The sequence below is a fragment of the Deefgea tanakiae genome (assembly GCF_019665765.1).
Classification (GTDB): Bacteria; Pseudomonadota; Gammaproteobacteria; order Burkholderiales; family Chitinibacteraceae; genus Deefgea; species Deefgea tanakiae.
This window is the reverse complement of the sequence record NZ_CP081150.1, coordinates 2,083,413-2,109,980: the sequence shown is the minus strand read 5'-3', so window position 1 is coordinate 2,109,980 and position 26,568 is coordinate 2,083,413. Positions and strand designations below refer to the sequence as shown.

Genomic DNA, 26,568 nt, shown 5'->3' with positions numbered 1-26,568 from the left:
CATCTAGTTTTTTATCGTTTTTAGTAGCTGTTGCTTGCGTCGATCAGATAGCTTTTCAATCTTTGCGAGCAAAGCGTATTCATTGCGCAGTTGGATATTATGGCTTGCTGCAAAGTTACGCACCTCATCTCCAAATTCCCCGCGATGAATATACACACCAGCATGAGCGCGTTCATGCACCATCACACCTAAAAATTGGCGTACCGCATTCATTTCAACGATTTGATCGTTGCTACAATGAATCACTTTGCTAACGATGCTGTTCTGCCAGATCAAAATATTCAGTCCAGTCGATGAGCCTAATTGATGGGTGGTGTGGGGAATGCCCTTGATTTCGTAATAGGCCAAACACAGCTGAGTAAATTGCGCTGAGCTGAGTTTTTGCATGAATTCAATCGACCAAGTTGGCGGCATCAAAAATTGGCTGATCGCTGTAATACTGAATTTTTTTCGCCCATCACTTGGGATTGTGGATAAAGTGACTTCATTCGAACTATAGGCTTTGCTAGCTGCTTTCGCACAGCAAAGACGCACGCCAAACAGAGTAGTTAATCCAATAGTCCCTAAAATAATCCATTGAAAATAGGGGATTAAAATAGACAGATAGATGTCGTCCCCCAAATAAATCGGGATCAAGAAATAGACAAACAAAAGTAGCGCCATAAAAGTGACGAATACCAATGACTGGCCTAACTTGGATTTGGACTGATAATTTAAGCGCTGAGACACAAGTTCAGTGAAGGCAATTTTTGAACTAGCATTTTAGAGTAAAGGGCGAATAATTTCTATTTAATGTTATTTTGTGTAAGTATTTGTGGAGTGTTTTGTGATTTTGCTTACTAATTTAAAGGCGTTTCAAATATGCTATTGCCGCCGCGCTCTCTAGCGGGTGACTAAACCAATAGCCTTGCGCATACAGCACACCTTGTTCTGCCAGCCATTGGGCTTCTTCCAGCGTTTCAACCCCCTCGGCGATGACTTCTAATTCTAAAGCGTCGGCCAAATCGAGCAGGGCGCGGCAAACACGTTGATGAGACGCGTCGTTGCCGACGTTTTGAATCAGGCTACGATCAAATTTGAGTTTGGACAGCGCCAGCTGTGAAATGGTCGATAGATTGGAATAGCCCGTGCCAAAATCATCCATAAAAATGGGAATCTCTGCGGCGGTGAGTTGATGCACGCTGCTCAAAGCTTGTTCGTGCATGAGTGTCGATTCAGTCAATTCTAATGCAATTTGATTGCGCAAATAGGCGGGTAGCGCATCCAGTCTAGCAATCACAGTGGCCGCAAATAAAGGCTGCGCCAACTGCAGGGCCGAGACATTGACCGAAACGGGGACGAGTGCCAATCCTGCTTCGTGCCATGTTTTGATTTGCCAAATTGCGCAATCGAGCGCCCATTCGCCAATGCGGCAAATAATCCCCGTTTGTTCTGCAAAGGGAATAAAGTCATTCGGTGAGATCTCGCCACGCTCAGGGTGTCGCCACCGAATTAGGGCTTCAAAGCCGATCAGTTCTGTCGTATTGAGGGCGATTTGCGGTTGATATACCAGTCGAAATTGACCTTCTAGCAGCGCACGCCGTAAATCACGTTCTAATTCAAGTTGGCGTACAGCTTGCGTCGCCATATGGGATTCAAAGCGGCGAATATGGCCACGTCCCAGTTCTTTGCCTTCGTACAGCGCGACATCGGCATGTTTGAGGAGCTGCTCAGCGGTTTGTCCATCAGTGGGAAAATCGACTTGGCCGGCAGTAAAGCCTTGTTCAAAGTAGAGCCCCTCAATGGTGACGGGTATTTTGAGTTGCTGGCTGAGCGCATCATTAATGCTTTCTGCATGGCGTAGATCATCCAGCAGTACGAATTCATCACCACCGAGCCGAAAGACTTCCGCACCAATTTTACTGAGGCTTTCAGCGACTTGCGCCAAAGCTTGGTCACCCGCGCGATGCCCCAGTGCATCATTGATACGTTTGAAATGGTCTAGGTCAATCAGCCATACACAAAACGGTGCCGCATTTTGAATACGCTCTTTAATTTTAATGGCTAGATAGCTTCGGTTACCAAGCTGGGTTAGTGGGTCGTGGTGAGCCAGCCAAGAGAGGCGCTCTTCGGCTGCTTTACGCATGTTGATGTCGCGCGCAATGCCGGCGGTGCCAATAATTGTGCCGTGCTCATAGACAGGTACTTTAATCAGCTCCATCCAGCGCGAGCCATCGTGAATATGCTCAAAATTACGTTCAAACTGCAACGCTTGCGCTTCATTCATCACTCGGCGATCGTCAGCTTGATAGCTGGCAGCCAACTCGGGCGGGGACAAGGCAAAATCGTCTTTGCCGATCAGCCATTTTGGGTCTTTGATATTCCAGATATTGCGAAAAGCTTGGTTGACGATAACAAAACGGCTTTGTTTGTCTTTCACCCAAGCTAAATCAGGAATGCTATCGAGTAGCGACTGATACTGCTGTTGGCTGCGCCGCGCGGCTTGCATCTGGTAAACGACCACGATGACAATCACGAATAAGATCACTGATAGCGCAGACAAAATCATCAGCATACTAGAAAGCCTTTTTGCTGGAGCGATTTGAAATCAGTGATAAAGTGGTTTGCATTGATGCGAATTGCAAATAAATAGGGTGCTTCATCTTAGCTAATACAAACGCGACATGCTAGCGTTAACGCTTACATTCCCATATAACGACCGGTTTTGTGATTGGTCGCGATGACCATATTAAGGATAAAAGCGCTAAAAATCGAAATCGCCATTTGTTGCCAGCTCACAATCAGCATGCCGATCGCTAAAATGCCGAGGTCAACCATCAGTTGCACGTGGCCGGCCCGCCAGCCTTTGGTTTTTTGCAAGTACAGTGCTAATACGGTGACGCCGCCCAGACTGGCTTTGTGCCTGATTAGAATTAAGATGCCCACACCGGCCAGCAAACCGCCCATCAGCCCGGCAAAAATCGGATTGACCGTTTTAAAGCTAATCAAATGCGGGATCCACTCGGTCATCAAGGCGAGGCTAGCGACGCAGGCAAAAGTTTTGAGCGTAAATTCTTTACCCATCACGCGATAGGCAAAGATGTAAAACGGCAAATTGAGTACAAATAAAATCAGGCCATAGGGTAGCTGGCCTAAATAAAAGACAATGAAGGCTAAACCCGTCGCGCCGCCAGTGAGTAAGCCTGCTTGTTTAAAAAATTGAATCCCGAGCGCGACTAAAATCACGCCGCTGAGCATGCCTTGTAAGTCGTCGAGTAAAGTATGAGGTGGGTGAGGCATTCATTCATTCGCTGATTTGAGGTGTGCGCAGCTTAGCGATTTTTGAGGTGTTTGGCTGTACAGGAATACCTTAGTTGGCTTCTTTTTTATTGATCTTAGTGATTGATTTTTATGAATTAATTATATTCTGCCGCCAGTCGCTCTGTGCTAGGGATTTTTGTTGCAACGGCGTAGTCTAATAACCATATCAAAGTGGATAGGCAGGAGGTTAATATGATGATCAACCCCAATAGCAATTTCGCCTCACTCACCGCGCAGAACAACACCTCACGAGCGCAAAGTGCGCAGGAATCCAGCCTGCAAAAACTGTCGAGTGGCTCGCGAATTAATAGTGCAAAAGATGATGCTGCGGGTGCGGCGATTATTCAGCAATTTGCCGCGCAGATCGTCGGCAGTAATCAGGCAGTGCGTAATTTAAGCGATGGCGTTTCTTTAGCGCAAACCACTGAAGGTGCTTTGAGCTCGATTTCAGATAATACCGAGCGATTGCGTGAACTCAGTGTGGCGGCAGGCAATAGCACGCTGTCAGCCAGTGATCGGCAAGCCTTGCAAGCCGAGGCAGATGCTTTGTCGCAAAGTAATAACGATATTGTTAAAAACACCCAATTTAACGGGCAAGCTGTATTGCAAGGCGGGCAGTTTAATTTTCAAGCTGGCGCTAATGCCGGCGATCAATTGAGCTTGAGCAATAGCCCGTTGGGTGGGCAGGCTGGTCTAAATAGTGTTGCTGGGCGGATCGATTTATCCAGTACTGCGGCGGCAACGGCCAGTTTGCAGGCGTTGGACGCCGATATTGAAACGATTTCTGGGCAACGCGCCAATCTCGGTGCATTCGAAAGTCGTTTGGACAGCGGTATTCAAAATCTGCAAACCACATCGGTCAATATGTCGGCAGCCAAAAGCCGCATTGCTGATACCGATTACGCGGCAGAAACCGCTCGTTTGGCGCAAGAAAATATCCGCACCAATGCGGGTTTGGCGATGCAAGTGCAAGCTAGAGCCAATGCGGGGCAGGTTTTGAGTTTGTTGAGGTGAGGGTATTTTGATGTAAGCCTTGTTAAATAATAGCTAGCTTGATATACATGAAGGCGTCGACTCTAAGGTCGGCGCTTTTTTATGCTTCAAACCATCAGTGGTGATTGTTACAAGCCAAAATCAGCGCAGGCAGGTAAAATTGGCGACTCTTGTCTAGGAATTGCCATGAGTCACGAAGAAATCATCAAAACCACACAGCATTGGTTAGAGCAGGCCGTGATTGGCTTAAATTTATGCCCGTTTGCCAAAGCGGTGTTCGTTAAAAACCAGATTCGCTTTGTGGTGAGTGATGCGAAACATTTGGATGGCTTTTTAGATGATCTAGATCGAGAGCTCGTTTTTTTGGCACAAGCACCGGCTGATGAAGTCGACACCACCTTATTGATTCATCCGACCTTGTTTCCTGATTTTGAGATTTTTAACGATGTTCAAGCGCTTGCCGATGACATTGTTGCCGAGCATGAGCTAGAAGGCATTTTGCAGGTGGCGAGTTTCCACCCCGATTTCCAGTTTGCCGACACCGAGCCAAACGACATCGGCAATTACACCAATCGTGCGCCATTCCCGATTTTGCATTTGTTGCGTGAAGACAGTATCGCCAAAGCCGTTGAGGCCTTTCCTAATCCGGATGTGATTTTCGAACGTAATATTGAAACCTTGCAAAAGCTCGGTATCGCGGGTTGGATGGCATTAGGTCTGCAGGCTAGTCAAAAATAATGCGTTTGTGGATTGTTATTTTTACTTTGCTGTTGTCTGCGTGTGGCAGTACGCCTGCGCCGATCTCGACTGGGCCTACTCCTACAGGCTTTTATCGTGTTAAAGCCGGCGACACGTTGTATCGCATTGCCAAAAATAATGGGCAAAGTGTCAGCGATTTGGTGCGCTGGAATAATCTTGCCAAAGCCCAAGACATCGATGTGGGACAGCTATTGCGAGTCAGCCCACCGGCTGGCGTGAGCACTAAACCAACGACCCCTAGTCAAACTTCTCTGCCGAAAGTTCCTGCTACAAAGCCAGAAACAGCCCCTGTGGCAGCGATTGCTTTAGTTTGGCCTGCGCAAGGTCCATTGCTATACCCCTATGCGCCGCCGCGAGTCAAAGGGATTGGCATTGGAGGTGTAGTGGGCGATTCAATTGTGGCCGCAGCCGATGGTAAAGTGCTGTACGCCGGTGATGGGATTCGTGGTTATGGTTTGCTGCTGATTATTCAACATGCGAATGGTTATCTGACGGCCTCTGCCCACAATCAAAAATTGCTGGTCAAAGAGGGCGCACAAGTCAAGCAAGGGCAAGCCGTGGCAACGATGGGGCAAACGGGGACCGATAGTGTGAAATTGCATTTTGAGGTTCGCTATAAAGGTCAAACTATCAACCCGATTTCGGTGTTACCAAAAAAATAATTGCAGTGAATTAAAAGGAATAACAATGCAAGTGGCGATTATTTCAGCGCTGGGGCAAAATCGAGTGATTGGCATTAACAATCAATTGCCGTGGCGTTTGCCAGAAGACCTTAAGCATTTCAAAGCGTTGACGATGGCTTGCCCGATGATTATGGGCCGCAAAACGTTTGAGTCTTTGCCCGGATTATTACCCGGTCGTCCGCATTGGGTGATTACGCGCAATGCCGATTTCCAAGCTGCTGGTGCTATATGTTTTACTTCAATTGAAGCGGCGATAGCGGCGGCCAAATCCGCCGACTATGCCACTGTATTTATCATCGGTGGTGGCGAGATTTATCAGCAAAGCTTGGCGCTGGCTGATGAATTGTATTTGACTGAAGTGGCTTTGAGTCCAGTGGGCGATGCGTATTTTCCTGAGTTTGATCGGGAAAAGTGGCAGGAAGTTAGCCGCGAACCGAATGTATCAGCCAATGGCATCGAGTATGCGTTTGTGAAATACTCAAAAGCATAGGTATTTGCTTGTACGCATTATTAAGTATTGATTAGAAAGCAATACTTAATAAAAAAGCCGATCACTAAGATCGGCTTTTTTATGTCTAGCAAGAATCAATTAAGCGTTTTTAGCGCGCTCAAAGCTAGTCATGATCTCAGCTTCTGCAGCGGCTTTATCGCCCCAATCTTGAACCTTAACCCATTTACCTTTTTCGAGATCTTTATAGTGCTCGAAATAGTGTTTCACTTGCGCCAACAGCAATTCTGGCAAGTCAGCTAAAGTTTGGATGTGTGCATACATTGCGCAAACTTTTTCAACTGGCAATGCGATGATTTTCGCGTCAAAGCCAGATTCATCTTCCATGCCCAATACACCAATCGCGCGGCATTTGATGACCATGCCAGGAGCGAGTGGGAATGGCGTGTGAACCAATACATCAACAGGATCACCATCAAGTGACAAGGTGTGTGGCACAAAACCGTAGTTCATTGGGTACGACATTGACGTGCCAACGAAACGGTCAACGATGATCGCGCCCGATTCTTTGTCGAATTCGTATTTCACTGGTGGTGCGTTCGCTGGGATTTCGATGATAACGTTAAAGTCGTCTGGCAGGTTTTTACCTGCTGGGATCTTGCTGATGTCCATGATGCACAATCCTGAGTAGGGGAATAAACCCGAGGATTATATCTTTCCCTTGTGCCACTTGATAGTTCGGCGGCATGAATATGTAGGGAAAGCACAAATATTGCGGTGCAATATCTGTCTGCCATAATGAAACACGCTGTACAATTTAGTGTCCACGATAAAGGCTAGACATCATGAAACCCCATTACCTTGCCCCATTATTTGACCCACGCTCGATTGCAGTGATTGGTGCATCAGAAACGGTTGGTTCGGTGGGCTGTTCGGTGATGAGAAGTTTGATTGACGGTGGGTTTGCGGGGGCGCTACATGCGGTGAATTTACGGCACAAAACCGTGTTTGGTTTGCCAGCGGTTAAAACCGTGAACAAGATTAGCACTCCCATTGATCTGGCGATTTTAACGACGCCCAGCAAAACTTTGCTCAAATTGGTCGAAGCCTGTGGTCAACACGGCATTCGCCATATCATGATTATGTCCTGTGATTTTGTCGGCCACGACAAAGCAGGGCAAAAACTACTCGAAAAAATATTACTGCTCGCCAAGTCATTCAATATCCGTGTGATGGGCCCAACGGTATTTGGCTATTGCCGTGCGCCGAGCAAATTGGTCGCCGCTAATTTTCAAGGGAAAATTAAAAGCGGCAGTTTGGCGGTGGTATCGCAATCATCCTCGGTAACCACAGCGATTTTGGATTGGGCCGAATTACATGACGTCGGATTTTCGTCGGTGGTGTCCCTTGGTTCGGCTGCTGATATTGATGTAGGCGATGTGCTGGATTACTTGGTTGCCGACCCGAAAACTAAAGCTATTTTGCTTTATATCGAAGATTTAAAAGATGCGGGGCTCTTTATGTCGGCGCTGCGTGCCGCATCACGTTCTAAAGCCGTATTGGCCTTGAAAGTGGGCCGCTATGACGATGAAGTTAAACTCGGTCGTACCCACTCTGAGCGGCTGATTAAACATGACGATGTGTTTGATGTGGCTCTCAAACGTGCTGGTGTATTGCGTTTACGCTCGATTAATCAATTGTTTACGGCTGTGCGCGTGCTGGACGGAACGTATCGCACCAAAGGTCGTCGCCTCGCCATTTTGACCAACGGCATTGGTGCTGGTTTGATGGCAGTCGATAGAGCTCGTGATTTACACATTGATTTGCCCAAATTGACGCCAGAAACGATTGCGCAATTAAAAACGATCTTGCCGGTACAAAGTAGTCTGCAAAATCCAGTCGATGTGTTGGGCGATGCCAACGCCGAGCGATTTAAACTCGCGACTGAGTTGGTCTTAAAAGACCCCAATGTTGATGGTGTGTTGGTGGTATTTACGCCGCAAGTGGGCACCGATGATATGGCCACAGCCGAGGCGATGATTGCGCTGCGAAAAACATCGGATAAGCCATTATTGCTCGCTTGGGTCGGCGGCAAAAAGATTGATGCCAGCCGAAAATTACTCGCTAAAGCACAAACAGCATTTTTTAACGCGCCAGAAAGTGCCGTTGAGGTGTTTTATTCGCTCGCCAGCTGGCAATACAATCAACAATTGCTGGTGCAAACGCCGAGCCCCTTGGGTGAAATGGACGCGCCTGATCTTGAAACCGCACACATGATTATTGATTCGGTGCTGGCTGGTGGTCGAGAAGTGCTCGATGAGGTCGAATCAAAAGCGATTCTACGTGCGTTTAATATTCCAGTGACCTTAACCATTCGCGCCCAAAGTGCCGATGATGCGGTTTCTGCAGCGATGGGTTTAGGCTTGCCAGTGGCACTGAAGATCGATGCCAAAGGTATTGTGCATAAAACCGATATTGATGGCGTAGTTCTTAATTTAACCAGTTTGGTTCAGGTCGCCACCGAATCGAGCAAAATGCTGGCGCGGGCCAAAGAACAACTTGGCGCCGAAAATGTACGCGGTTTGGTGATACAGCCCATGCACGGTAAAAAATCCGGCCGTGAGCTGATGATTGGCGTAGGCCGCGATCATTCTTTTGGCCCGGTGATTACTTTTGGTCATGGCGGTGTTACGGTCGAGGTATTTAACGATATTGCAGTATCCTTGCCGCCGCTCAATGAATACCTTGCAGAAAACTTAATTCGCCGTACTCGCGTCAAAAAAATGCTCGCGCCGTTCCGGAATCTGCCTGGCGTGGATATGGAGGCGGTGAAATCAGTACTGCTGCGGGTGTCTGAAATGGTTTGTGAGTTCCCGCAGATTCAGCAACTGGATATCAATCCATTGGTGGCGGATGAGCACGGCGTGGTGGCGGTCGATGCACGTATTGTGGTTGCGCCTATCCCTGAAAATGCCCGTCGCTATAGTCATATGGCGATTCACCCGTATCCAGCGCATCTGGCACAAATTACGCAATTGAAAAATGGCTTGCCCATGGTGCTGCGCCCGATTCGGCCAGAAGATGCCGATTTGGTCGCCTTGTTTGTGAGTAAGTTGTCGGATGAAAGCCGCTACAACCGCTTTATGAGTACGCTGAAATCCTTGCCGCAAGCGATGTTGGCGCGCTTTACGCAATTGGATTACACCCGTGAAATGGCGATTGTTGCCACGGTGGAAACCAGTGCTGGCACCGAAATCATCGGGGTGGCGCGTTTTAACGTTAATCCCGACCGCGATAGCTGTGAGTTTGCCGTTGTTATTAGTGATCAATGGCAAGGTTTAGGCTTGGGTGGACGTTTGATGGGGGCGCTATTTGTCGCCGCGCGGGATATGGGTTTGTCGGTCATTGAGGGCGAAGTGTTGACCAGTAATAAGACGATGCTGACATTTATGAAACATTTAGGCTTTACAATTGGTAAGCATCCAGAAGATGATAGCTTGAAGTGGGTGGTCAAGCCGCTCACTGAAATCGTACAAGACACTCAAACTCAATTGGAGAATCAGTAATATGACCGCAATTATCGATATTGAAGGCATTGGTGAAAACTACGCTGCAAAACTCAAAGAAGCCGGCATTATTACGGTGGAAGCCTTGCTGACAGCAGGCAATACGCCAAAAGGTCGTGACGCATTGGCTGAACAAACCGGCATCACCGGCAAGCTCATCTTGAAATGGGTGAACCATGCTGATTTATTCCGAATTCATGGTGTAGCGGGTCAGTTTGCGGAATTGCTCGAAGCCGCTGGCGTAGATACCGTTGCTGAATTAGCACGCCGCAATGCACAAAATTTGCAAGAAGCACTTGCCGCCTCTAATGAAGCTAAAAAACTAGCGGGTAGCACGCCCAGTTTGTCGCAAGTTGAAAAATGGATTGCGGAAGCTAAAGATTTACCGCGCGGTGTTGAGTACTGATTCTTGAGTCAATCGGTGCTGTGCTCAGGCGCAGCGCCGATTATTTTCGATGACAAATCAGCGGATTAATAATCACACCGTATTTTTATATTGACAATATGTGTTGACTTTGGTTTTTTTATGTTGTAAATTCGCTCCACTGATTTGATTGAGCACATAAATGCAATCCACTCAATGTGATGATTGCCCTGTGTTTTAGTAGTTCTCCCCAGCAAGCCTCCTCAGCTTTTCTGCAAAGTTCATCCTGAACGTGGTGCTCTTCTATTTGGTGCTTTACCGTCCGGCTTTTGGGCGGAGTTAGGCTATGCGACCTTTTTAATTGTGGTCGGCTAAGCCATGTAGTTTGGAGTCCAGTATGACTAATCGTATGTTTGATTTTGATGTAGAAGCTCGTCCATCCACTCGTTCAACTGAGATGGAAGGTTGGTTTCAAATTGTAATTTGCCACGGCAATGTCCGTAAACCAGTGACCGACTGGCAGCCAGCACCATCTGCTGCTCGTGCTACGGTTCATTCAGCACTGCAAAGAGCAGCTGCGCTGGCTAAGCAGCAAATTCAATTGCAATTTCATTAATTTGAATCAGCCACTTTAACCTGGGGTGATGAACTTTATCCCCTCGGCAACTCATGCCGATTAATGCCTCGAATCATTAAAGAATCATTTAAAGCCAAGCTTAGATAAACTTAGATTGATGACAAACCCCGTCTGTTTATGGCGGGGTTTTATTTTGCTTTTCCAAACAGTTCGCGAGGGTAACCCCCCCATCAAACCAGCTCATTTTTAAGTAGAATTTCCTCGTAACGATTTGAGGCGCTTCTATGAAATCATCCCGCTTTACTGACAGCCAAATCATGGCCATTTTTAAACAAGCCGAAGTGAGTCGCACCGGGTTTCGCGGCGGCTCCAATTCTTGAGAGAATGGCGCTATGAAGAAATCAACTCACTTTTCCCCCGAAGTCCGCGAACGGGCTGTTCGCATGGTCATTGAGCACCTTGCCGAATATCCATCTGAATGGGCAACCCTCGTTTCAATTGCCAGCAAAATAGGCTGCACGCCAGAAACGCTGCGCACATGGTGCCGTCGGCAAGGTGGCGATACCGTTCAAGCCAACAAAAATTCAGCAGAGAACGAACGCATTAAAGCGCTAGAACGCGAAGTGCGCGAACTTAAAAAAGCCAACGAAATTCTGCGACTGGCCAGCGCGTATTTCGCACAGGCGGAGCTCGACCGCCGCTTGAAATCGTAAGAGGATTCATCGATACCCACCGTGAGCAGCACGGGGTCGAGCCGATCTGCAAGCTATTACAGGTCGCCCCGTCAGCCTATCGACGTTACGCCGCTCGGCTGCGCAATCCAGCTTTGCGTTGTCAGCGTACCATTCGTGATGAGCAACTGAGCGGTGAAATTGAGCGTGTCTGGCAATTGAATCATCAGGTGTACGGTGCGGTAAAAGTATGGCGGCAGCTCAAGCGAGATGGACATACTGTGGCGCGCTGTACCGTTGAACGCTTGATGCGAAGCCTCGGTTTACGCGGCGTATCGCGTGGCAAAGCGGTGCGAACGACACGTCCCGATCCTGCCGTTGCTTGCCCCCGCGATCATGTAAATCGTCAATTCGTAGCCGAACGACCGAATCAACTCTGGGTGTCGGATTTTACCTACGTGTCGACTTGGCAAGGCTTTGTCTATGTAGCTTTTGTGATCGATGTTTTTGCTCGTTATATCGTGGGCTGGCGAGTGAGCCGCAACATGCAAACCGAGTTTGTGCTGGATGCGTTGGAGCAAGCCCTTTGGGCGCGACAGCCAGAGCGTGAGGCGTTGATTCATCACAGCGACCGTGGTTCGCAATATGTTTCGATTCGCTACACCGAACGATTGACTGAAGCTGGCATCGAGCCATCAGTGGGTACAACTGGCGATAGTTACGACAATGCATTAGCGGAGACGATTAACGGACTCTACAAAACAGAAGTGATTCACCGTTTGGGACCTTGGAAAAGTCTAGAATCTGTGGAGCTAGCGACATTGGAATGGGTTTCGTGGTTCAATCACCATCGTTTGCTTGGGTCGATTGGCCACATTCCACCCGCGGAAGCAGAGGCAAACTATTATCGTAATCAAAGCGAGCAGGCCGTGTTGGTCTGACTCAAACCAAACAGCCTCCGCGAAACTCGGTGCGATTCAGTTTCACTCATGTTGGGATTGCTTGATTGTAAGCACTGCACTGGCGTTTGATCACGATATGCCGCACCAGCATGCTGATCTAGCCACGCGATATTTAATTGACTCAAAGCCTGCCCTGATTTTGGTTGAATCTCCCCAGCAATCACCTTTAATAGCGTTGATTTTCCACTGCCATTATCACCATGAACCGCGATTCTGCATGGACCAGAAAAAATTGCATTGAGTGGCTCGCAAGAACCAAATGGCAAAACCAAATCCACTAACTGCAAAACTTGCGTTCCAGTTCCAACGGTGCTTTCAGGCGGCAAGAGCAGGTGCTGAATCACCGGCGCACATCGGCTTTTCGCCGAAGCAATTCGCTCTAGTGAATCTGCACGTCGCTCCTGCTGTTGCTCCAACATTTTTCCGGTTGTATGTTGGCTCCGCTCATGCTGCGCATCAAGAATAATCTTGGCTTGATTTCCTTCTTTCGCTATTCGCCCCCCCTGTGCGGATCGCCTTTGCTGGCGTTCAAGCTGCGCTATCATCGCTTTGTGTTCGCGTTTTGCCTGCGTGCGTTCGGCGTGTAAATCAGCTTGCAATGCTTGCTGCTGCGTTGATTTAATCTGAGCAAAATCACTATAACCACCACCGTAACAAGCAATGCCATCGGCACGCAACTCTACAATTTCGTCAACCAACTCCAGCAATTCACGATCATGACTAATAAGCAGTAATCCTTTTTTGCTCGCTTTAATCCAATTGGATAGCACTTGTTTTTGCCTGCGATCGAGGTGGTTACTGGGCTCATCCAAAATCAAATAGTCATGATTTGAATTAAATGCACCAAGCAACATCACGCGCTGACGTTCACCTCCACTAAGCTGCGCAGTCGGGGTGTAGCTCTTCAAATGCCCCAAGCCGATTTGCTCGAGCTGAAATGCGAGCTCTTGTTCGCAATCCCAACGATGGCCGACGATTTGATAATCCAACTCATCAATACAGCCATTGGAGATCCGTTCGAGTGCGCGCAAGATAGGCTCAACGCCAGCCAATGCCGCGACCGTTGTTTGCTGCACAGGGTCAACTACCTGACGCGTGTGATGAATCGACGTTGTGTGGTGAATGGTGCCAGAAGTTGGCAAAACTTCGCCAGCCATTATCGCCCCGAGCAATGATTTGCCTACGCCATTATTTCCAACCAATCCAGTGCGTTGCGCTGAAAATGAATAATTCAAATTGGAGAAAAGGCGGCGTCCATCAGGTAGGACGAGAGAAAGCTGATTTAAATTTAGATATGTAGACATACGAATGCTCCTGTTAGCAAGGCTTGGAAACCCAATGGTTCGGGATATTTCAAGGCCGTGCGTGGCACGGCAGCATTAATGGCGCATGTCGAAAATTCCTTTAGAAGAGATGAGTATTCTATGCAAAAACAATAACTTTCAACTATGTAAAATTACCACGGTTACTGTTAATGGCCACCAAGGCCGAACAGTTTTTGTAGAAACCTGAAATGATTAAGGCCGCAACCTGATGGTTTGCGGCCTTTCATTTTTGTAGCTTCGGCATCTACAGGTCGGCCAAAGCTGACGGTTCGCCCAACCTTACCTGGTGACTAAATTTAGTGGGCCATTACATTGCCGATACTAGGAATCAGTGTACGACTACAGAGTGATGTCGCGAATTGGCACCACCCTGTAAGTGCTGTCCTCATTATTGCAAGCTGCTAGCTTCCAAAATATCCTTTTGCTCATGAATTGCTTGCAGAATCTGCTTACTTACCCAGTTATGTCCTGCTATTTTTGAGTGCTTCACGTTAAAGAACACTTTGAGCACATTTTGTGGAGCTGAAAATGGTGTGGGGAAAAGCCTAACTGCTGCAGCAGTGCTCAAAGCTAGCGCAGCGCGATGCGGCAGAGTAATAAGCAGGTCGGAACTTCCCACGATAAATGGCGCAGCCATCAGGCTGGGGAGCTGTACAGCGATATTGCGATGTAAACCTAGTTTTTCCAACGCCCGGTCAATTACGCCTCGAGCCTCATTCCACGGGGTAACCACAACATGTCTAGCCGACAGATATTGCACCAAGCTGGGCTCGCTCCGGATAGTCGAGTGGTCCTTGCGAACTACAACGACGTAGTCATCGGTAAAGCATTCTATTGCGCCTATCCCATCCCTGCTGGAGCCGAACTCTTCGGCGAATCCTAAAACAAAATCGACCTTTCCGGCGACTAGGTCATCGTATGAGTCTTGCCCGTTGGAGTACACCACTTTGATGCTTAATCCAGGAGCAAAATGCTGCAGCTGGGCAATGAACATTGGCAACAAGGCAAATGCTGTGTAATCCGTTGCCGCAAATACAAAAGTTTGGGTACTCGTTGCCGGATCGAATGCTGAGGTGCTCGGCAGGCAGGTTGACAATGCACCCAGAGCATCGCCCACCACTTGGGCAATCTGTTCTGCTCGTATCGTAGCTTGCATTCGATTGCCAAAGCGAACAAATAGTTCATCAGACAAACTGTCACGCAATCGTGCTAAGGCGTGACTGAATGCTGATGGGCTGATGCACAACTCGTTGGCGGCCTTTGCTACGCTGCCGTGCCGATAAAGAGCATCAAAGATCAGCAGAAGATTCAGATCCAACTGCCTGAGAGGGTCGTGCATGTTGTGCATCCTGCAATGAAAATAATGCAGTATATGCAGATAAATGATGCAATAGAATACTTCTACATTCACAGAGAGAACCGCTAGCTATGTTAATTCCCGCTTTTCGTTTCGCCCAGGCACAGGATGTGCAGCGCTGCTATGAAATTGAGATTTCCGCCTATGACGGTGATGAGGCAGCCACTAAGGAGAAGATTGCCCTGCGCATTGCCCAGTATCCTCAAGGTTTCCTGATCATTGAGCTGGAAGGTGAGGTTATTGGGTTCATCAATAGTGGCTGTTCCCATCAGGTAAAAATGTCCGATGAGGAATTCAAGCAGCTGGTTGGACACGACCCTGAGGCCACCAACGTGGTGATTATGTCTGTAGTACTGGCACCCGAGTATCAGGGAAAAGGATATGCCTCACTGCTTATGCGAGAGTTTGTAAAAATAATGAAAGTAACTGGCAAACTTAGTATTCACTTGATGTGCAAGCAACGCCATGTTGAGCTTTACCAGAAGTTCGGCTATCGCTACATCAGACCATCCAGCTCGAATCATGGTGGAATATCTTGGCATGAAATGGTCATGGATCTTTGAACGACTTGAATCACCCCGAGTTGGCTAGACAAGTTCTAGCCTAGCTATTGGGCTTCGTTTGATTGGCTTCCACGGCGTACGTAATAGCAGGACTGCGGTCTTGCTACAACCAAACCACGATCTTCTAACATCTATAGGCCGTGAGTACTGTATTCAAAGATAGCCGACGGCTTTGCGAGGTTTTACGTACTGAAGGCAATTTTGAGCCGGCCGGTAATGAGCAGCTACTGATTGCTAGCGCGAAATCATCAGCCAACTGCTGATAAAGCGTATCTATTCGCATCAACGTCACCAATTCGTTCCTAACCCCCAGTTTGTACCCATCAAAACATTCACACAATGTCACTGTTACCAATTTAAAGAAGCTTTTACTATGAATTGCCTTTACCCACAACCAAGCGAAATTTATGCTTAATCCTGCCTTATTGAGCTATGTCTCACTGATGTCTGTCACACCCGGACCCAATAATCTGATGCTGGCTGCTTCTGGCGGTAACTTTGGCTTTCGTCGCAGCATTCCACATTTATTAGGCATTAGCATTGGTCACGGTATTCAGGTATTTATCGTCGGTGTACTCTTGGCCTGGGTCATGGCTAGTATGAATACAGTACGCCCAATCTTAGGCGTCTTTGGCTGCGCTTATTTATTGTGGCTATCGTGGAAAATATGGAAAGCAGCATCCCCTGAAGGCAAAGAAGCCGCCAAACCTATGCGCTTTTTAGCCGCAGCGCTATTTCAGTGGATCAACCCAAAGGCCTGGGTAATGGTCATCAATACCGTGATTCTGTTTTTGCCTGCCGGCCAAAACAATCTATTTGCTGCAGTCGCCTTAGCCGTTTTATGTGCGCTGATCAATTTACCCTGCATCTGTATCTGGGCATGGCTGGGCGATGCATTACGCCAACAGCTCTTGGTGCCAAAAAAATTAAAACTATTTAACGGCATTATGGCCAGTCTGATGGCGATCACAGCATTCTTTCTATTACATGGTGAATTAGCTTTATTAGCTTAAAGGTGCAATATGAAAACAATTGGTATGATAGGTGGCATGAGCTGGGAATCCAGCCAGATTTATTACCAAAGAGCAAATCAGCTTATTAAAGAAAAATTGGGCGGGCTGCACTCTGCCAAAGTAATTCTGCTGAGTGTGGATTTTGCAGAAATAGCAGCACTGCAAAGCACAGGGCAATGGGATACAGCTGGCGAAATTATGGCTCATGCGGCTTACTCCCTGCAATTAGCCGGTGCAGATTTAATTATCTTATGCACCAATACCATGCATAAATTAACTGCTGAAATTGAAGAGAAAATCGATATTCCATTTCTGCATATTGCGGATGCCACTGCCGATGCCATTAAAAAAGCAGGCATTAAAAAAGTTGCACTATTAGGTACAAAATTCACCATGGAGCAAGATTTTTACCGTGGTAGATTAAGCAGTCTGCACCAGCTGGAAGTAATTACCCCAAATGAAGCTGGCCGCAACAGAGTGCATGAGATTATTTATCAGGAGCTGTGTCAGGGCATTATTAATGAATCATCCAGACAAGAATATATTGCCATCATTCAGCAATTAATTAAGCTGGGTGCGGAGGGCGTCATACTGGGCTGCACGGAAATTGCCATGCTAATTCAGCAGCAGAATGTGGAAATCCCGATCTTTGATACCACCGAGCTGCATATACGCTATGCCATTCAGGCTGCCTGCACCGAAGACGTCACTCTTTTTTGGAATAAAAATGAATATAAAACTAAATACACTTAGCTTAATAACATTCAGACCCGATGATTTAGCCTTTGTTTATTCTGGGCTGTCTCACCCCGATGTCATCAAACACTATGGTATTTCATATTCAACACAAAGTGCTTGTGAGGCGCAAATGAGCTGGTATCAATCCATTGCCGAACAAGGCACAGGGTGTTGGCTGGCAATTGAATCGGCAGGTAGCAAGTTGGGCGCACAAGGGTTAAATAATATCTGTCAGGAGAACAAAAATGCCGAATTAGGCTATTGGCTACTACCTCAGCACTGGGGCAAAGGTATTATGCAGGAGGCATTGCATGGGTTGCTTACCTATGCCTTTAATGAATTAAAACTTCACCGTATCAGTGCTGAAGTAGAAATAGAAAATTTAAAATCGCAGCAGCTATTACAAGCCTTTAATTTTACTTTAGAGGGCATCAGCCGGGAATGTGAAATAAAGGAAAATAAATATATATCGCTGATGAATTATTCATTACTCAGCCATGAGTTAAAAAATAACAGGCCATAAAATGGGTATCCATATAGAAACAGCAAGATTAATCCTTAAATCTATTACTGAAGCTGACAGAGGATTTTTTAGCCAACTCCATCAACACCCTGATGTGATGCGCTATGTAAGTGATACTTTATCTGCCGATACCATCAATGAAAAATTTAATAGTCGCCTAACCGCATGGACCAAACACAGCTCACACTGGCTATGCCTGATCATGATTGATAAACGCCGCAATATGCCGATTGGAGTGACTGGATTTATACCCGAATGGGAGCCATATCAGCAGGCTGAAGTTGGTTTTCTATTGCACCCCGATGAGCAGGGAAAAGGCTATGGCAAAGAATCTTTACAAGCTGTACTAAAATTTGCCTTTAATGATTGCTTATTTCACAAAATAAAAGCAACCGTAACGGAAGGAAATATCGCCTCAGCCAGCTTGTTAGAGCAAGCCGGATTTATACAAGAAGGCAAAATAAGGGACAATTCTAAATTAAATATGCAATGGCACAATGATTTGATTTATGGCTTATTAAATTCTGAATTTTCACCAATTCTAACTAAAAATTAATTACATGAAATCCGCAATCTAACTTTGTGAATTAGCCTTAACAGCCTGTGGCTGCGGGGGAGCGATTCGGCACCCGCAGTGACCCCAGCAATCAACAACGAATTCTGGCCTACCACTAGGCTGCCACCGCTAATCACACCACCAATTAATCGTCATTTGTAAGTAGAATTTTCTCCCATCAGTACCGAGGAAGTTCATATGATTGTTTTGGTTTAATGAATCAGGCCTCCACTAAAAGTTGTGTAGACCGTCCGCTAAGGCCGATTTGTTGATGCCAAGTCATGAAAAACGAAAGGCCGAAAACCATAAGGTAGCGGCCTTCATCATTTTAGTCTTGCTTCACAACTGCTCGGCCTTAGCGTACGTCTCAGTATCAGTTCCAGAAAAAATATTTTCTTAAATTTTAGCGTCCATATTTACTAGTGCGTCTCAATATTTTAGTTAGCAGCCACGTCGAATATTTTATCGGCTTTGAGCATCGACTTAATGCCGCGAACTGCTTGGCGAATTCGTGGCTCATTTTCAATCAGCGCAAAGCGAACATATTCATCGCCATAATCGCCAAAGCCAACACCTGGCGACACTGAAACTTTGGCCTCTTTCAGTAAGAGCTTGGCAAATTCTATCGAACCCAATGCACGATAAGGCTCGGGAATTTTAGCCCAGATATACATTGATGCTTTGGGTTTATCGACCATCCAGCCAGCTTCGTGCAGTCCTTTAACCAAAGTATCTCGGCGATTCTGGTATTGCATGGCAATATCACTCACGCACTGCTGATCACCTTCCAGAGCTGCAATGGCTGCAATTTGCAGCGGCGTGAATGTTCCATAGTCGTGATAGCTTTTAATTCGTGCTAATGCGGCGACCAAATCTGGGTTGCCAACCATAAAGCCGACACGCCAACCGGCCATATTGTAGCTTTTTGATAGCGTAAAGAATTCGACTGCAATGTCTTTCGCACCCGGTACTTGCATGATCGACGGTGCTTTCCAGCCGTCAAACACAATGTCGGCGTAAGCCAGATCGTGAACGACAAAAATATCGTGCTTCTTAGCGAGGGCAATGACACGTTCGAAAAAATCTAACTCTACACATTGTGCCGTCGGATTAGAGGGGAAACCGAGCACTATCATTTTGGGTTTTGGATAGCTGCCGCGAATCGCACTTTCTAGCTCAGCAAAAAAATCAACTCCTGGTACCAGTGGTATGGAGCGAATCTGCGCGCCAGCAATCACGGCGCCGTAGATATGAATCGGGTAACTTGGATCGGGAACCAGAACGGTATCGCCACGATCCAACGTAGCCAACATCAAGTGCGCCAAACCTTCTTTCGATCCGATCGTGACAATGGCCTCGGAATCGGGATTGATATCGACCTGATAACGATCTTTATACCAATGACTAATTGCGCGGCGTAGACGTGGAATCCCCTTGGATGCTGAATAACCATGCGTGTCAGGTCGTTGCGCCGCTTCAATCAATTTGGTGACAATATGGGGCGGGGTAGCACCATCTGGATTACCCATACTCATGTCAATAATGTCCTCGCCACGACGACGGGCGGCCATTTTCAATTCGGAAGTAATATTAAAAACATAAGGGGGGAGACGATCAATGCGCGCAAAGCGGCGCTTGCCTGATGTAGACATGCAGTTAATCCTATAAACGTAAGCACCCGGAACCGTCCGAGAGACGCAGGCCAGCAAGATGAAGCGACTAGCCTTGGCTGTATATTAAATGAAGGATTTCTGATGGTCTATCGTTTATTATTTTTGTAGTAAGCTTATAAATGAATAACTTAAGATTGAATCGCCCCTAGTTTTGTAGATACCAAACGTCCGCTTTGGCCGAGCAGCACTAGCATGACCCCAGAATACGAAAGGCCGCAACCTGATGGTTTGCGGCCTTTCGTTTTTCACACCACGACATCGACTGATCGGCCTTACCCGACGCACCGGAGGCATATCAAACAAGAACATTTCTAATCGAAATTATCATTGTGCTTTCTTAGCGGCGAAATTAATCCTTAATTACTCATCGCATTCGAGCCAAATACCTCCATGTGGATGCGACTAGAATCTACACCAATGGCCTGCAGTTGCTGGCGTTGTTGCTGCATGAAGCCAACCGGACCGCACAAGTAATAATCTGCATTCTCCTGATAGATGCGCAGCAAAATCGCATCTTCATCAATTCGACCTGTGTAATCATAATCTAGCCCAATTATGTCTTGTGTATCGGGTTGCTCATAAAATAGCACCGTTTTCAGATTGTCATGAGCATTGGCTAGCTTGCGCAGCTCCTGTTTAAATGCGTGTACTTTGCCGTTGCGTGCGGCATGAATATAACCGACTTTGCGTAAACTTTTGCTTGTAAGTAAATGCTGCAGCATCGCCATCATGGGAGTTTGACCTACGCCAGCACTAATTAGAACGACAGGGGTGTCACGTTCTTCATGTAAGACGAAGTCACCAGCAGGCGGGGTTAGTTGCAGAATATCGCCGACGTTGATTGTGTTATGAAGCAGATTAGAAACGGTTCCTGCTGGTCGCATGTTGATGGCATCTTCACGCTTCACAGAAATTCTAAAGGTCTCTTTGCCTGGTGCGTCTGAAAGACTGTACTGTCGTGGTTGAGTCAACCCAAGGCTAGGAATATATGTTTGCACAGTCACATACTGCCCTGGGTGGAATTTCGGTAATTTACCGCCATCGGTGGGCTGCAAATAAAAGGAAGTGATTTCTGCACTTTCAATTTGCTTGTCCATGACACGAAACGGGCGCAATCCACTCCAGCCTCCTTCCTGTGTTGCAGCGCTGTGGTACATATTTCCTTCTAGGCGGATTAGCAAATCAGCCAGCTGCTGATAGGCAGCTCCCCAGGCGTTTAATAATGAGTCCGAGGCGGTTTCTTCGCCCAGTACTTCACGAATGGACGCAAGTAAATGCTGGCCCACGATTGGGTAGTGTTCAGCACGAATACCCAAACTCACATGTTTATTGGCGACGCGTTCCAATACAGGCAGTAAAACTGATGGTTCGTCGATATGTTCAGCATAGGCCGCAACAGCCATAGCCAATGCTTGTTGTTGCTGGCCACCATGCTGATGACCTTGATTAAAAATATTTTTAAGCTCGGGATTGTGTAGAAACATACGCTGGTAAAAATGGGTGGTTAGCACAACTCCATGTTCTTTAAGAATTGGGGCGGTGGCTTTGACTTGCTGGCGGATAACGTCGGATAACATAAATAGCTCCAGATGTGATTTGCAAAATGTGATTAGAAAATGTAGTTCGCTTGATTGTTGACCTTCAACCACGAGCCCTTTTTGGCTCTTGGCTGGAAAAAGACTGATTACCCAACAGTAAGATTGCCTAGGGCGTGATTCGCTGCTAGCCGCACGATATAAGCAAGCTTGAAAATCCCAGCAGAAATAGGTATGGCTAAGTGGGCTGTGACCTGAATGGGGAGACTGAAACGCCCAGCATGTACGTAAGCGATAAAAATCGCTGCCGCCATACCAATACAACCCACGAGCATCATCAGTTGCCCTATGCGTAGCATGAAATTTGGGCTGTGAAATCTAGATTGAGATCTTGCTTGATCGGAGCTATTGAGTGCTGTCCGTGAGATGGCCAACGGTATCGGTTGAAGTAGCTCAATTTGATATTTCTTGATTGATCTCTGCGCTTCCAAATATTGAGTTGATTGCTGAATCAAATGTGCATCTTCATGCATTGGATAACTTCCTAGTGAACCCTTAAAGATGAATTTAATATGAATCTTATAAAGAGTCAATATAGATTCATCTTTTGTCAGTAACAATTTATACTTTGGATTCAACCACCCCCTTGAGTATTGAGTATGCATATCACCCAGCACACGGATTACGCTCTTCGCGTTCTGATCTATCTGGGCGCAAATGAACACCGGCTCGCCACGATTCAGGAAATTGCTGAGCGTTTTAATGTGTCACGCAGCCACATGATGAAAGTAGTTAACCAACTCATTCGGTATGGGTATGTCACTGGGTTGCGCGGCAAGGGCGGAGGATTAAGACTCGCAAGGAGCTCTAGTGGGATAAATATCGGTGATGTCGTTCGCAAGATGGAACATGATATGAATTTGGTGGAGTGCTTTAGTAGAGAAAGCCAATGTATTTTGACAGACAGTTGTCGCTTACAGGGTGTACTTGGTAACGCACTTAACGCGTTTCTAGCGAGTCTTGATCAAGTTAGTCTAATGGATCTGCTCTCTCCTAAACAACAGAATATTTTGTATGTCCCACTGAAAAAGGTCATGAATGAGTGAGCCTGAATTAAGAGTGTTTAACCTTCTGCTAAGGCCGATGTGTCGATGTCGACGGTTGAAAAACGAAAGGCCGCAAACCCTCAGGTTGCGGCCTCAGTTATTTTGGCATCCATCCACGGCAGCTCTCTATATTTCAGTCTGGTCGGATATTTCGAGAGCATCATCAACTTCAATGCCAAGATAACGAACGTTACTCTCCATTTTCGCATGTCCAAGCAGCAATTGAATTGCACGCAAGTTTTTTGCTCGCCTGTAAATCAGCGTGACCTTAGTTCTTCGCATGGTGTGCGTGCAATATTCAGTTGGATCTAACCCGATTGAACTGACCCAACGATTTACAATGCGGGCATATTGTCGGATCGACATGTGTGGCGCTGTCTACTAGGAAATAAATAGCCGCATTTATAAGGAGAGGGCGAATGCCAAAGGTCTGCAATCAAGACATGCCCTACTCGCTGACGAGCTTGGCCTTTTGTATCCATTGAAAACTCGCACATCATATTAACAACTCATTATGATGAGACTTCTTCTGATCCATCTAGATTCGCCATGCTGCATACCCTCGCCATTGCCAATTACCGCTCACTTCGTGATTTGATCATGCCTTTATCAAAGCTGAATATCATCAGCGGTGCTAATGGCAGCGGTAAATCGAGTTTATACCGCGCTTTGCGTTTAACTGCTGAGGCGGCGGAGGGGCGTTTGATTGCGCACTTGGCGCAAGAAGGCGGCTTTTCATCGACTTTGTGGGCTGGGCCGGAAAATATCAGTGCAGCCATGCGACGTGGTGAAGTGCCAATTCAAGGTACTGTGCGGCAAGCTACGGTAGCGCTGAAGCTAGGTTTTGCTGGCGATGATTTTTCGTATGCGATTGATTTGGGCTTGCCAGTGCCGAGTTTGTCTTTATTTGCCGCTGACCCTGAAATCAAGCGCGAACAAATTTGGGCGGGTCGAATTCAGCGTGATGCAGCATTGTTACTCGATCGGCGCGGCGCTGTGGCGCGCATACGAGATGGGCGAGCATGGCAAGTGATCAATCAGCATGTGCCATCTTACGACAGTGTGTTTATGCAATGTGCTGATCCGATGAACGCGCCCGAAGTACTGCAACTGCGGGAGGCGATGCGCCGCTGGCGATTTTATGATCATCTGCGCACCGATGCTGCCGCACCTGTGCGGCAAGCACAGATTGGCACCTACACCCCAATTTTAGCCAACGATGGCGCTAATTTAGCCGCAGCCTTGCAAACGATTATTGAAATTGGTGAGCCGGACACACTCGCTGCTGCGATTGATGATGCTTTTCCTGGTGCGCGAATTCAGATTGAAGTACAGCAAGGCCGGTTTAGTGTCGTCATGTGGCAGCATGGTCTGTTGCGGCCTTTGGCGACCAGCGAGTTATCCGACGGCACGCTGCGCTATTTGCTCCTAGTCGCAGCGCTATTGAGCCCTCGACCACCCGAACTCTTGGTCTTGAACGAGCCAGAAACCAGCTTGCATCCCGATTTGTTACCGGCCTTAGCACGTTTGATTTGCGCTGCCGCACAACGTAGCCAAGTGATTGTCGTAAGTCACGCGAGTCGCTTGGTCGCCGCGCTAGAGCGTGAGAGCGATTGCAATTCTATTATTTTGCAGAAGGTATTGGGTGAAACGACTATTTTAGGTCTACACGATTTGGAAAAACCATCTTGGCATTGGTCCGCGCGATAAGCCAACTTAAAGACGAGTTTTACATGGCGTTAGCGTGATTGGGCTCATTGTTCGAAGCTGACGAAAAAGTAAGTTGCTTGATGTTGTGTTGGGCACACACGAGTGGCGGCTTTGGCCGATGTGTCGATGCCGACGGGTGAAAAATGAAAGGCCGCTAACCATCAGGTAGCGGCCTTTAGTATTCAGGTTTCTTGCTTATGCTGCTCGGCCTTAGCAGTCGAACACTGCTTTATTCTAGTTAGTCAGCCCTGATTTAATTATCTCGGCAGCGAGTCGTACTTGCTGACTTAGAGGCCACTCTTGTCGTTGCACCAGCCAAAGAGTATCGCTGACAGCTTGCTCTAGGGACCAAATGCGTATGGCGTCTTGTTGTTGAAATGCTTTGACCGCATGCTGAGGCAAGATTGCAAACCCTAAGCCTAGTACGACCGGTTGCAAAATAAGGCTAATCTGGTTAATAAAGCCGCGCTCTGGAATATCTGCCAAGCGTTTGCCGGGAAACGCACGAGCAAACCAGCGCATCGCCATGGCTGTGCCATCGGGGTGATTAATCCAGCCTAACTGCTGCAAATCATCCCAGCCGCGAGCTTGACTTTGAGCTGGTAAAACTAAGCAGAGCTGCTCTTGACCCAAGCGGGTGTAATTTAGGCGCTCATCGCTTGGTGTGTAGGTCACGATACCCAGTTCGGTAGTCTGATCGAGTAAGGCTTGGATAATGCAGGGTTCTGGTGCAAAACGCATTTCAATTGAGATTGCGGGCTGCTCAATTTGCCACGCCAACAACTCAGGATAAAGTTTTAGCCCGACACTACCGGGCACCATCAGCGAAACCGATCCGTTCACCGGCCCATAGGCACTCAGCGTGCGAAAAAAGCGCTTCTGCGCGATGTCGACTTCTTGTGCGTATATCAATAAAGCCTGCCCGTTCGGCGTTAATTCCAGTTGCCGGCCTTGCCGTATAAACAAGCGACCAGTCTGAGCTTCAAGTCTAGCCATGTGCTGGCTAATGGCGGCTTGGGTTAAGTTAAGCTCATCGGCGGCACGGGTGAAGCTACCTAAGCGCACGACAGCTTGAAAAGAGCACAGCCAAAGCGGATTCAGCATAATGAAAATTTATAGGATTGATAAGGTTTGATTAGTTTAACTTATAAAATGCGGCGCCTATACTGGCTTCACTTTCAAAACAAGGAGTTAGACATGCAATCCACGACTTATCCACGTAATTTTTCGCATATTGGCCTTTCTGTGACCGATCTGGATGCTGCGGTGCGTTTTTACACCGAAGTGTTAGGCTGGTATTTGATTATGGAGCCCACCGTCATTCATGAAGATGATTCAGCCATTGGGGTGATGTGTAACGATGTATTTGGCCCTGGCTGGGGCTCATTTCGGATTGCGCATTTATCGACGGGTGATCGAATCGGGGTGGAGATTTTTGAATTTGCCAATGCTGAGCGCCGTGAAAACAACTTTGAATACTGGAAAGGCGGCGTTTTCCATTTTTGTGTGCAAGACCCCGATGTAGAAGGGCTAGCGGCCAAGATCGTTGCTGCAGGGGGTAAACAACGTATGCCAGTTCGTGAATACTTTCCAGGCGAGAAGCCTTACCGCATGGTGTATATGGAAGATCCGTTTGGCAACATTCTAGAAATTTACAGCCACAGCTATGAGCTAACCTATTCTGCTGGTGCATATGCAAAATAAGCCATCTGAAGAGTCAATCTAACAACGAATGCAATACAAAATTGCGAAGGCCGCAATCTGATAGAGAGCGGCCGTTTTATTTTTTTGAACTTGGTATGAACATCTCGGCCTTAGCAATGTTATGGACTTCTCCCTCCTGATACGGCATCGATGTGCCAGACTGGAAGTGTCGAAACATCAGTCTGTAGTGGTACTCTATTTCGGTCCTCGATGTAGAGGTTTTGAAAGTCCGCTAAGGCCGATCTGTAGATGTCGAAGCGTGAAAAACGAAAGGCCGCAAACCATCAGGTAGCGGCCTTCGATATTTTCAAGCTTGTGTATCGATACTTTGACTCAGATTCGACGTATGTACTTTAGTTGTTTCTAAATTTTCCGCGATGCTTGACGAACGAATTTTTAGTGCAACTCATCTAAACAGACTTTATTTATTTGATACAGACTT

Annotated in this window: 27 protein-coding genes and 1 other annotated feature; of the genes, 16 read left to right on the top strand and 11 right to left on the bottom strand. The window is 47.2% G+C overall.

All coding sequences use genetic code 11. The features are described 5' to 3' along the window. Nucleotides 1–3 precede the first annotated feature (3 nt). The 3 genes from K4H28_RS09910 to K4H28_RS09900 all read right to left on the bottom strand — a co-directional run bounded on the left by K4H28_RS09910 (nt 4) and on the right by K4H28_RS09900 (nt 3,279). Nucleotides 4–663: a restriction endonuclease gene (locus K4H28_RS09910; protein ID WP_221005049.1), complete on the bottom strand. Its 660-nt coding sequence runs from the start codon at nt 661–663 to the stop codon at nt 4–6. Nucleotides 664–844: 181 nt separating this feature from the next. Further along, nucleotides 845–2,554: a putative bifunctional diguanylate cyclase/phosphodiesterase gene (locus K4H28_RS09905; protein WP_221005048.1), complete on the bottom strand. Its 1,710-nt coding sequence runs from the start codon at nt 2,552–2,554 to the stop codon at nt 845–847. 125 nt (nt 2,555–2,679) lie between these two features. After that, nucleotides 2,680–3,279 carry a YitT family protein gene (locus K4H28_RS09900; protein WP_221005047.1) on the bottom strand — a complete coding sequence of 200 codons (600 nt, stop codon included), beginning with the start codon at nt 3,277–3,279 and terminating at the stop codon, nt 2,680–2,682. A 213-nt stretch (nt 3,280–3,492) separates the two neighbouring features. Here K4H28_RS09900 and K4H28_RS09895 point away from each other — a divergent pair, with 213 nt between their 5' ends. The 4 genes from K4H28_RS09895 (at nt 3,493) to K4H28_RS09880 (ending at nt 6,225) form a co-directional block, all read left to right on the top strand. Next, complete coding sequence (locus K4H28_RS09895) at nt 3,493–4,314, top strand: flagellin N-terminal helical domain-containing protein (protein ID WP_221005046.1); 822 nt, start codon at nt 3,493–3,495, stop codon at nt 4,312–4,314. A 165-nt stretch (nt 4,315–4,479) separates the two neighbouring features. Beyond that, nucleotides 4,480–5,031, top strand: coding sequence for a DUF1415 domain-containing protein (locus tag K4H28_RS09890; protein ID WP_221005045.1), 552 nt, complete (start codon nt 4,480–4,482; stop codon nt 5,029–5,031). Then, on the top strand, nt 5,031–5,714 hold the full coding sequence (locus K4H28_RS09885; RefSeq protein ID WP_221005044.1) for a peptidoglycan DD-metalloendopeptidase family protein: 684 nt from the start codon (nt 5,031–5,033) through the stop codon (nt 5,712–5,714). The genes K4H28_RS09890 and K4H28_RS09885 overlap by 1 nt, the downstream gene beginning before the upstream one ends. Nucleotides 5,715–5,739: 25 nt before the next feature. Further along, nucleotides 5,740–6,225 carry a dihydrofolate reductase gene (locus K4H28_RS09880; RefSeq protein ID WP_221005043.1) on the top strand — a complete coding sequence of 162 codons (486 nt, stop codon included), beginning with the start codon at nt 5,740–5,742 and terminating at the stop codon, nt 6,223–6,225. A 99-nt stretch (nt 6,226–6,324) separates the two neighbouring features. On the opposite strand, the gene ppa is transcribed toward K4H28_RS09880, so the two are convergent. Beyond that, the gene (gene ppa, locus K4H28_RS09875; RefSeq protein ID WP_221005042.1) at nt 6,325–6,855 is read right to left on the bottom strand and encodes an inorganic diphosphatase; all 531 of its coding nucleotides are present in this window, start codon (nt 6,853–6,855) and stop codon (nt 6,325–6,327) included. Nucleotides 6,856–7,028: 173 nt separating this feature from the next. Between ppa and K4H28_RS09870 the strand changes: the two genes are divergently transcribed. From K4H28_RS09870 to K4H28_RS09855, 4 genes are all read left to right on the top strand, one after another. Beyond that, nucleotides 7,029–9,749, top strand: a complete 2,721-nt coding sequence (locus tag K4H28_RS09870) for a bifunctional acetate--CoA ligase family protein/GNAT family N-acetyltransferase (protein WP_221005041.1) — start codon at nt 7,029–7,031, stop codon at nt 9,747–9,749. A 1-nt stretch (nt 9,750) separates the two neighbouring features. Next, entirely contained in the window at nt 9,751–10,155 is a 405-nt protein-coding gene (locus K4H28_RS09865) for a DUF4332 domain-containing protein (protein WP_221005040.1), read from the top strand. 355 nt (nt 10,156–10,510) lie between these two features. Then, nucleotides 10,511–10,729, top strand: coding sequence for a hypothetical protein (locus K4H28_RS09860; RefSeq protein WP_221005039.1), 219 nt, complete (start codon nt 10,511–10,513; stop codon nt 10,727–10,729). Nucleotides 10,730–11,082: 353 nt separating this feature from the next. Then, a protein-coding gene (locus K4H28_RS09855) for an IS3 family transposase (protein WP_221004794.1) occupies nt 11,083–12,302 on the top strand; the annotation gives its coding sequence in 2 pieces (ribosomal slippage) (nt 11,083–11,362 and nt 11,362–12,302; 1,221 coding nt in all). Further along, nucleotides 11,358–11,474 (top strand) — a sequence feature (AL1L pseudoknot). Its footprint overlaps the gene before it by 117 nt. Here the strand turns inward: K4H28_RS09855 and K4H28_RS09850 are convergent. Beyond that, nucleotides 12,275–13,627, bottom strand: coding sequence for an ATP-binding cassette domain-containing protein (locus K4H28_RS09850; RefSeq protein WP_221005038.1), 1,353 nt, complete (start codon nt 13,625–13,627; stop codon nt 12,275–12,277). The two genes, K4H28_RS09855 and K4H28_RS09850, sit on opposite strands and share 28 nt — an antisense overlap. Nucleotides 13,628–14,036: 409 nt before the next feature. Next, the gene (locus K4H28_RS09845) at nt 14,037–14,987 is read right to left on the bottom strand and encodes a LysR family transcriptional regulator (RefSeq protein ID WP_255573492.1); all 951 of its coding nucleotides are present in this window, start codon (nt 14,985–14,987) and stop codon (nt 14,037–14,039) included. 89 nt (nt 14,988–15,076) lie between these two features. Between K4H28_RS09845 and K4H28_RS09840 the strand changes: the two genes are divergently transcribed. The 5 genes from K4H28_RS09840 to K4H28_RS09820 all read left to right on the top strand — a co-directional run bounded on the left by K4H28_RS09840 (nt 15,077) and on the right by K4H28_RS09820 (nt 18,398). After that, nucleotides 15,077–15,568 carry a GNAT family N-acetyltransferase gene (locus K4H28_RS09840; protein ID WP_221005037.1) on the top strand — a complete coding sequence of 164 codons (492 nt, stop codon included), beginning with the start codon at nt 15,077–15,079 and terminating at the stop codon, nt 15,566–15,568. 407 nt (nt 15,569–15,975) lie between these two features. Next, nucleotides 15,976–16,581: a LysE family translocator gene (locus K4H28_RS09835; protein ID WP_221005036.1), complete on the top strand. Its 606-nt coding sequence runs from the start codon at nt 15,976–15,978 to the stop codon at nt 16,579–16,581. 9 nt (nt 16,582–16,590) lie between these two features. Next, a complete protein-coding gene (locus K4H28_RS09830) occupies nt 16,591–17,334 on the top strand; it encodes an aspartate/glutamate racemase family protein (RefSeq protein WP_221005035.1) in 744 nt (247 codons plus the stop codon). Further along, nucleotides 17,309–17,842, top strand: coding sequence for a GNAT family N-acetyltransferase (locus K4H28_RS09825; protein ID WP_221005034.1), 534 nt, complete (start codon nt 17,309–17,311; stop codon nt 17,840–17,842). Before K4H28_RS09830 ends, K4H28_RS09825 begins: the two co-directional genes overlap by 26 nt. A gap of 1 nt (nt 17,843) precedes the next feature. Next, a complete protein-coding gene (locus K4H28_RS09820) occupies nt 17,844–18,398 on the top strand; it encodes a GNAT family N-acetyltransferase (protein ID WP_221005033.1) in 555 nt (184 codons plus the stop codon). Nucleotides 18,399–18,835: 437 nt separating this feature from the next. Here K4H28_RS09820 and alaC read toward each other — a convergent pair whose 3' ends face one another. The 3 genes from alaC to K4H28_RS09805 all read right to left on the bottom strand — a co-directional run bounded on the left by alaC (nt 18,836) and on the right by K4H28_RS09805 (nt 22,139). After that, nucleotides 18,836–20,050 (bottom strand): alanine transaminase, encoded by a 1,215-nt coding sequence (gene alaC / locus K4H28_RS09815; RefSeq protein ID WP_221005032.1) that lies wholly within the window; start codon nt 20,048–20,050, stop codon nt 18,836–18,838. A 377-nt stretch (nt 20,051–20,427) separates the two neighbouring features. Next, nucleotides 20,428–21,648, bottom strand: a complete 1,221-nt coding sequence (hmpA, locus tag K4H28_RS09810; RefSeq protein ID WP_221005031.1) for an NO-inducible flavohemoprotein — start codon at nt 21,646–21,648, stop codon at nt 20,428–20,430. A gap of 107 nt (nt 21,649–21,755) precedes the next feature. Continuing rightward, entirely contained in the window at nt 21,756–22,139 is a 384-nt protein-coding gene (locus K4H28_RS09805; protein WP_221005030.1) for a hypothetical protein, read from the bottom strand. 126 nt (nt 22,140–22,265) lie between these two features. On the opposite strand from K4H28_RS09805, the gene K4H28_RS09800 reads away from it, so the two are divergent. Beyond that, nucleotides 22,266–22,712 carry an Rrf2 family transcriptional regulator gene (locus K4H28_RS09800; protein ID WP_221005029.1) on the top strand — a complete coding sequence of 149 codons (447 nt, stop codon included), beginning with the start codon at nt 22,266–22,268 and terminating at the stop codon, nt 22,710–22,712. Nucleotides 22,713–22,838: 126 nt separating this feature from the next. Here the strand turns inward: K4H28_RS09800 and K4H28_RS09795 are convergent, their stop codons facing one another. After that, nucleotides 22,839–23,078 (bottom strand): tyrosine-type recombinase/integrase, encoded by a 240-nt coding sequence (locus K4H28_RS09795; RefSeq protein ID WP_221005028.1) that lies wholly within the window; start codon nt 23,076–23,078, stop codon nt 22,839–22,841. 183 nt (nt 23,079–23,261) lie between these two features. Between K4H28_RS09795 and K4H28_RS09790 the strand changes: the two genes are divergently transcribed. Then, a complete protein-coding gene (locus K4H28_RS09790) occupies nt 23,262–24,422 on the top strand; it encodes an AAA family ATPase (RefSeq protein WP_221005027.1) in 1,161 nt (386 codons plus the stop codon). A gap of 234 nt (nt 24,423–24,656) precedes the next feature. Here the strand turns inward: K4H28_RS09790 and K4H28_RS09785 are convergent, their stop codons facing one another. After that, on the bottom strand, nt 24,657–25,526 hold the full coding sequence (locus K4H28_RS09785; protein WP_221005026.1) for a LysR family transcriptional regulator: 870 nt from the start codon (nt 25,524–25,526) through the stop codon (nt 24,657–24,659). 93 nt (nt 25,527–25,619) lie between these two features. Between K4H28_RS09785 and K4H28_RS09780 the strand changes: the two genes are divergently transcribed. Continuing rightward, entirely contained in the window at nt 25,620–26,126 is a 507-nt protein-coding gene (locus K4H28_RS09780) for a lactoylglutathione lyase family protein (RefSeq protein WP_221005025.1), read from the top strand. Nucleotides 26,127–26,568 lie beyond the last annotated feature (442 nt).

Excerpts from the sequence above, each read along its gene's own strand:
- K4H28_RS09910 (WP_221005049.1), bottom strand. The coding sequence starts at position 663 with ATGGCGCTACTTTTGTTTGTCTATTTCTTGATCCCGATTTATTTGGGG.
- K4H28_RS09905 (WP_221005048.1), bottom strand. The coding sequence starts at position 2,554 with ATGCTGATGATTTTGTCTGCGCTATCAGTGATCTTATTCGTGATTGTC.
- K4H28_RS09900 (WP_221005047.1), bottom strand. The coding sequence starts at position 3,279 with ATGCCTCACCCACCTCATACTTTACTCGACGACTTACAAGGCATGCTC.
- K4H28_RS09895 (WP_221005046.1), top strand. The coding sequence starts at position 3,493 with ATGATGATCAACCCCAATAGCAATTTCGCCTCACTCACCGCGCAGAAC.
- K4H28_RS09890 (WP_221005045.1), top strand. The coding sequence starts at position 4,480 with ATGAGTCACGAAGAAATCATCAAAACCACACAGCATTGGTTAGAGCAG.
- K4H28_RS09885 (WP_221005044.1), top strand. The coding sequence starts at position 5,031 with ATGCGTTTGTGGATTGTTATTTTTACTTTGCTGTTGTCTGCGTGTGGC.
- K4H28_RS09880 (WP_221005043.1), top strand. The coding sequence starts at position 5,740 with ATGCAAGTGGCGATTATTTCAGCGCTGGGGCAAAATCGAGTGATTGGC.
- ppa (WP_221005042.1), bottom strand. The coding sequence starts at position 6,855 with ATGGACATCAGCAAGATCCCAGCAGGTAAAAACCTGCCAGACGACTTT.
- K4H28_RS09870 (WP_221005041.1), top strand. The coding sequence starts at position 7,029 with ATGAAACCCCATTACCTTGCCCCATTATTTGACCCACGCTCGATTGCA.
- K4H28_RS09865 (WP_221005040.1), top strand. The coding sequence starts at position 9,751 with ATGACCGCAATTATCGATATTGAAGGCATTGGTGAAAACTACGCTGCA.
- K4H28_RS09860 (WP_221005039.1), top strand. The coding sequence starts at position 10,511 with ATGACTAATCGTATGTTTGATTTTGATGTAGAAGCTCGTCCATCCACT.
- K4H28_RS09850 (WP_221005038.1), bottom strand. The coding sequence starts at position 13,627 with ATGTCTACATATCTAAATTTAAATCAGCTTTCTCTCGTCCTACCTGAT.
- K4H28_RS09845 (WP_255573492.1), bottom strand. The coding sequence starts at position 14,987 with ATGCACGACCCTCTCAGGCAGTTGGATCTGAATCTTCTGCTGATCTTT.
- K4H28_RS09840 (WP_221005037.1), top strand. The coding sequence starts at position 15,077 with ATGTTAATTCCCGCTTTTCGTTTCGCCCAGGCACAGGATGTGCAGCGC.
- K4H28_RS09835 (WP_221005036.1), top strand. The coding sequence starts at position 15,976 with ATGCTTAATCCTGCCTTATTGAGCTATGTCTCACTGATGTCTGTCACA.
- K4H28_RS09830 (WP_221005035.1), top strand. The coding sequence starts at position 16,591 with ATGAAAACAATTGGTATGATAGGTGGCATGAGCTGGGAATCCAGCCAG.
- K4H28_RS09825 (WP_221005034.1), top strand. The coding sequence starts at position 17,309 with ATGAATATAAAACTAAATACACTTAGCTTAATAACATTCAGACCCGAT.
- K4H28_RS09820 (WP_221005033.1), top strand. The coding sequence starts at position 17,844 with ATGGGTATCCATATAGAAACAGCAAGATTAATCCTTAAATCTATTACT.
- alaC (WP_221005032.1), bottom strand. The coding sequence starts at position 20,050 with ATGTCTACATCAGGCAAGCGCCGCTTTGCGCGCATTGATCGTCTCCCC.
- hmpA (WP_221005031.1), bottom strand. The coding sequence starts at position 21,648 with ATGTTATCCGACGTTATCCGCCAGCAAGTCAAAGCCACCGCCCCAATT.
- K4H28_RS09805 (WP_221005030.1), bottom strand. The coding sequence starts at position 22,139 with ATGCATGAAGATGCACATTTGATTCAGCAATCAACTCAATATTTGGAA.
- K4H28_RS09800 (WP_221005029.1), top strand. The coding sequence starts at position 22,266 with ATGCATATCACCCAGCACACGGATTACGCTCTTCGCGTTCTGATCTAT.
- K4H28_RS09795 (WP_221005028.1), bottom strand. The coding sequence starts at position 23,078 with ATGTCGATCCGACAATATGCCCGCATTGTAAATCGTTGGGTCAGTTCA.
- K4H28_RS09790 (WP_221005027.1), top strand. The coding sequence starts at position 23,262 with ATGCTGCATACCCTCGCCATTGCCAATTACCGCTCACTTCGTGATTTG.
- K4H28_RS09785 (WP_221005026.1), bottom strand. The coding sequence starts at position 25,526 with ATGCTGAATCCGCTTTGGCTGTGCTCTTTTCAAGCTGTCGTGCGCTTA.
- K4H28_RS09780 (WP_221005025.1), top strand. The coding sequence starts at position 25,620 with ATGCAATCCACGACTTATCCACGTAATTTTTCGCATATTGGCCTTTCT.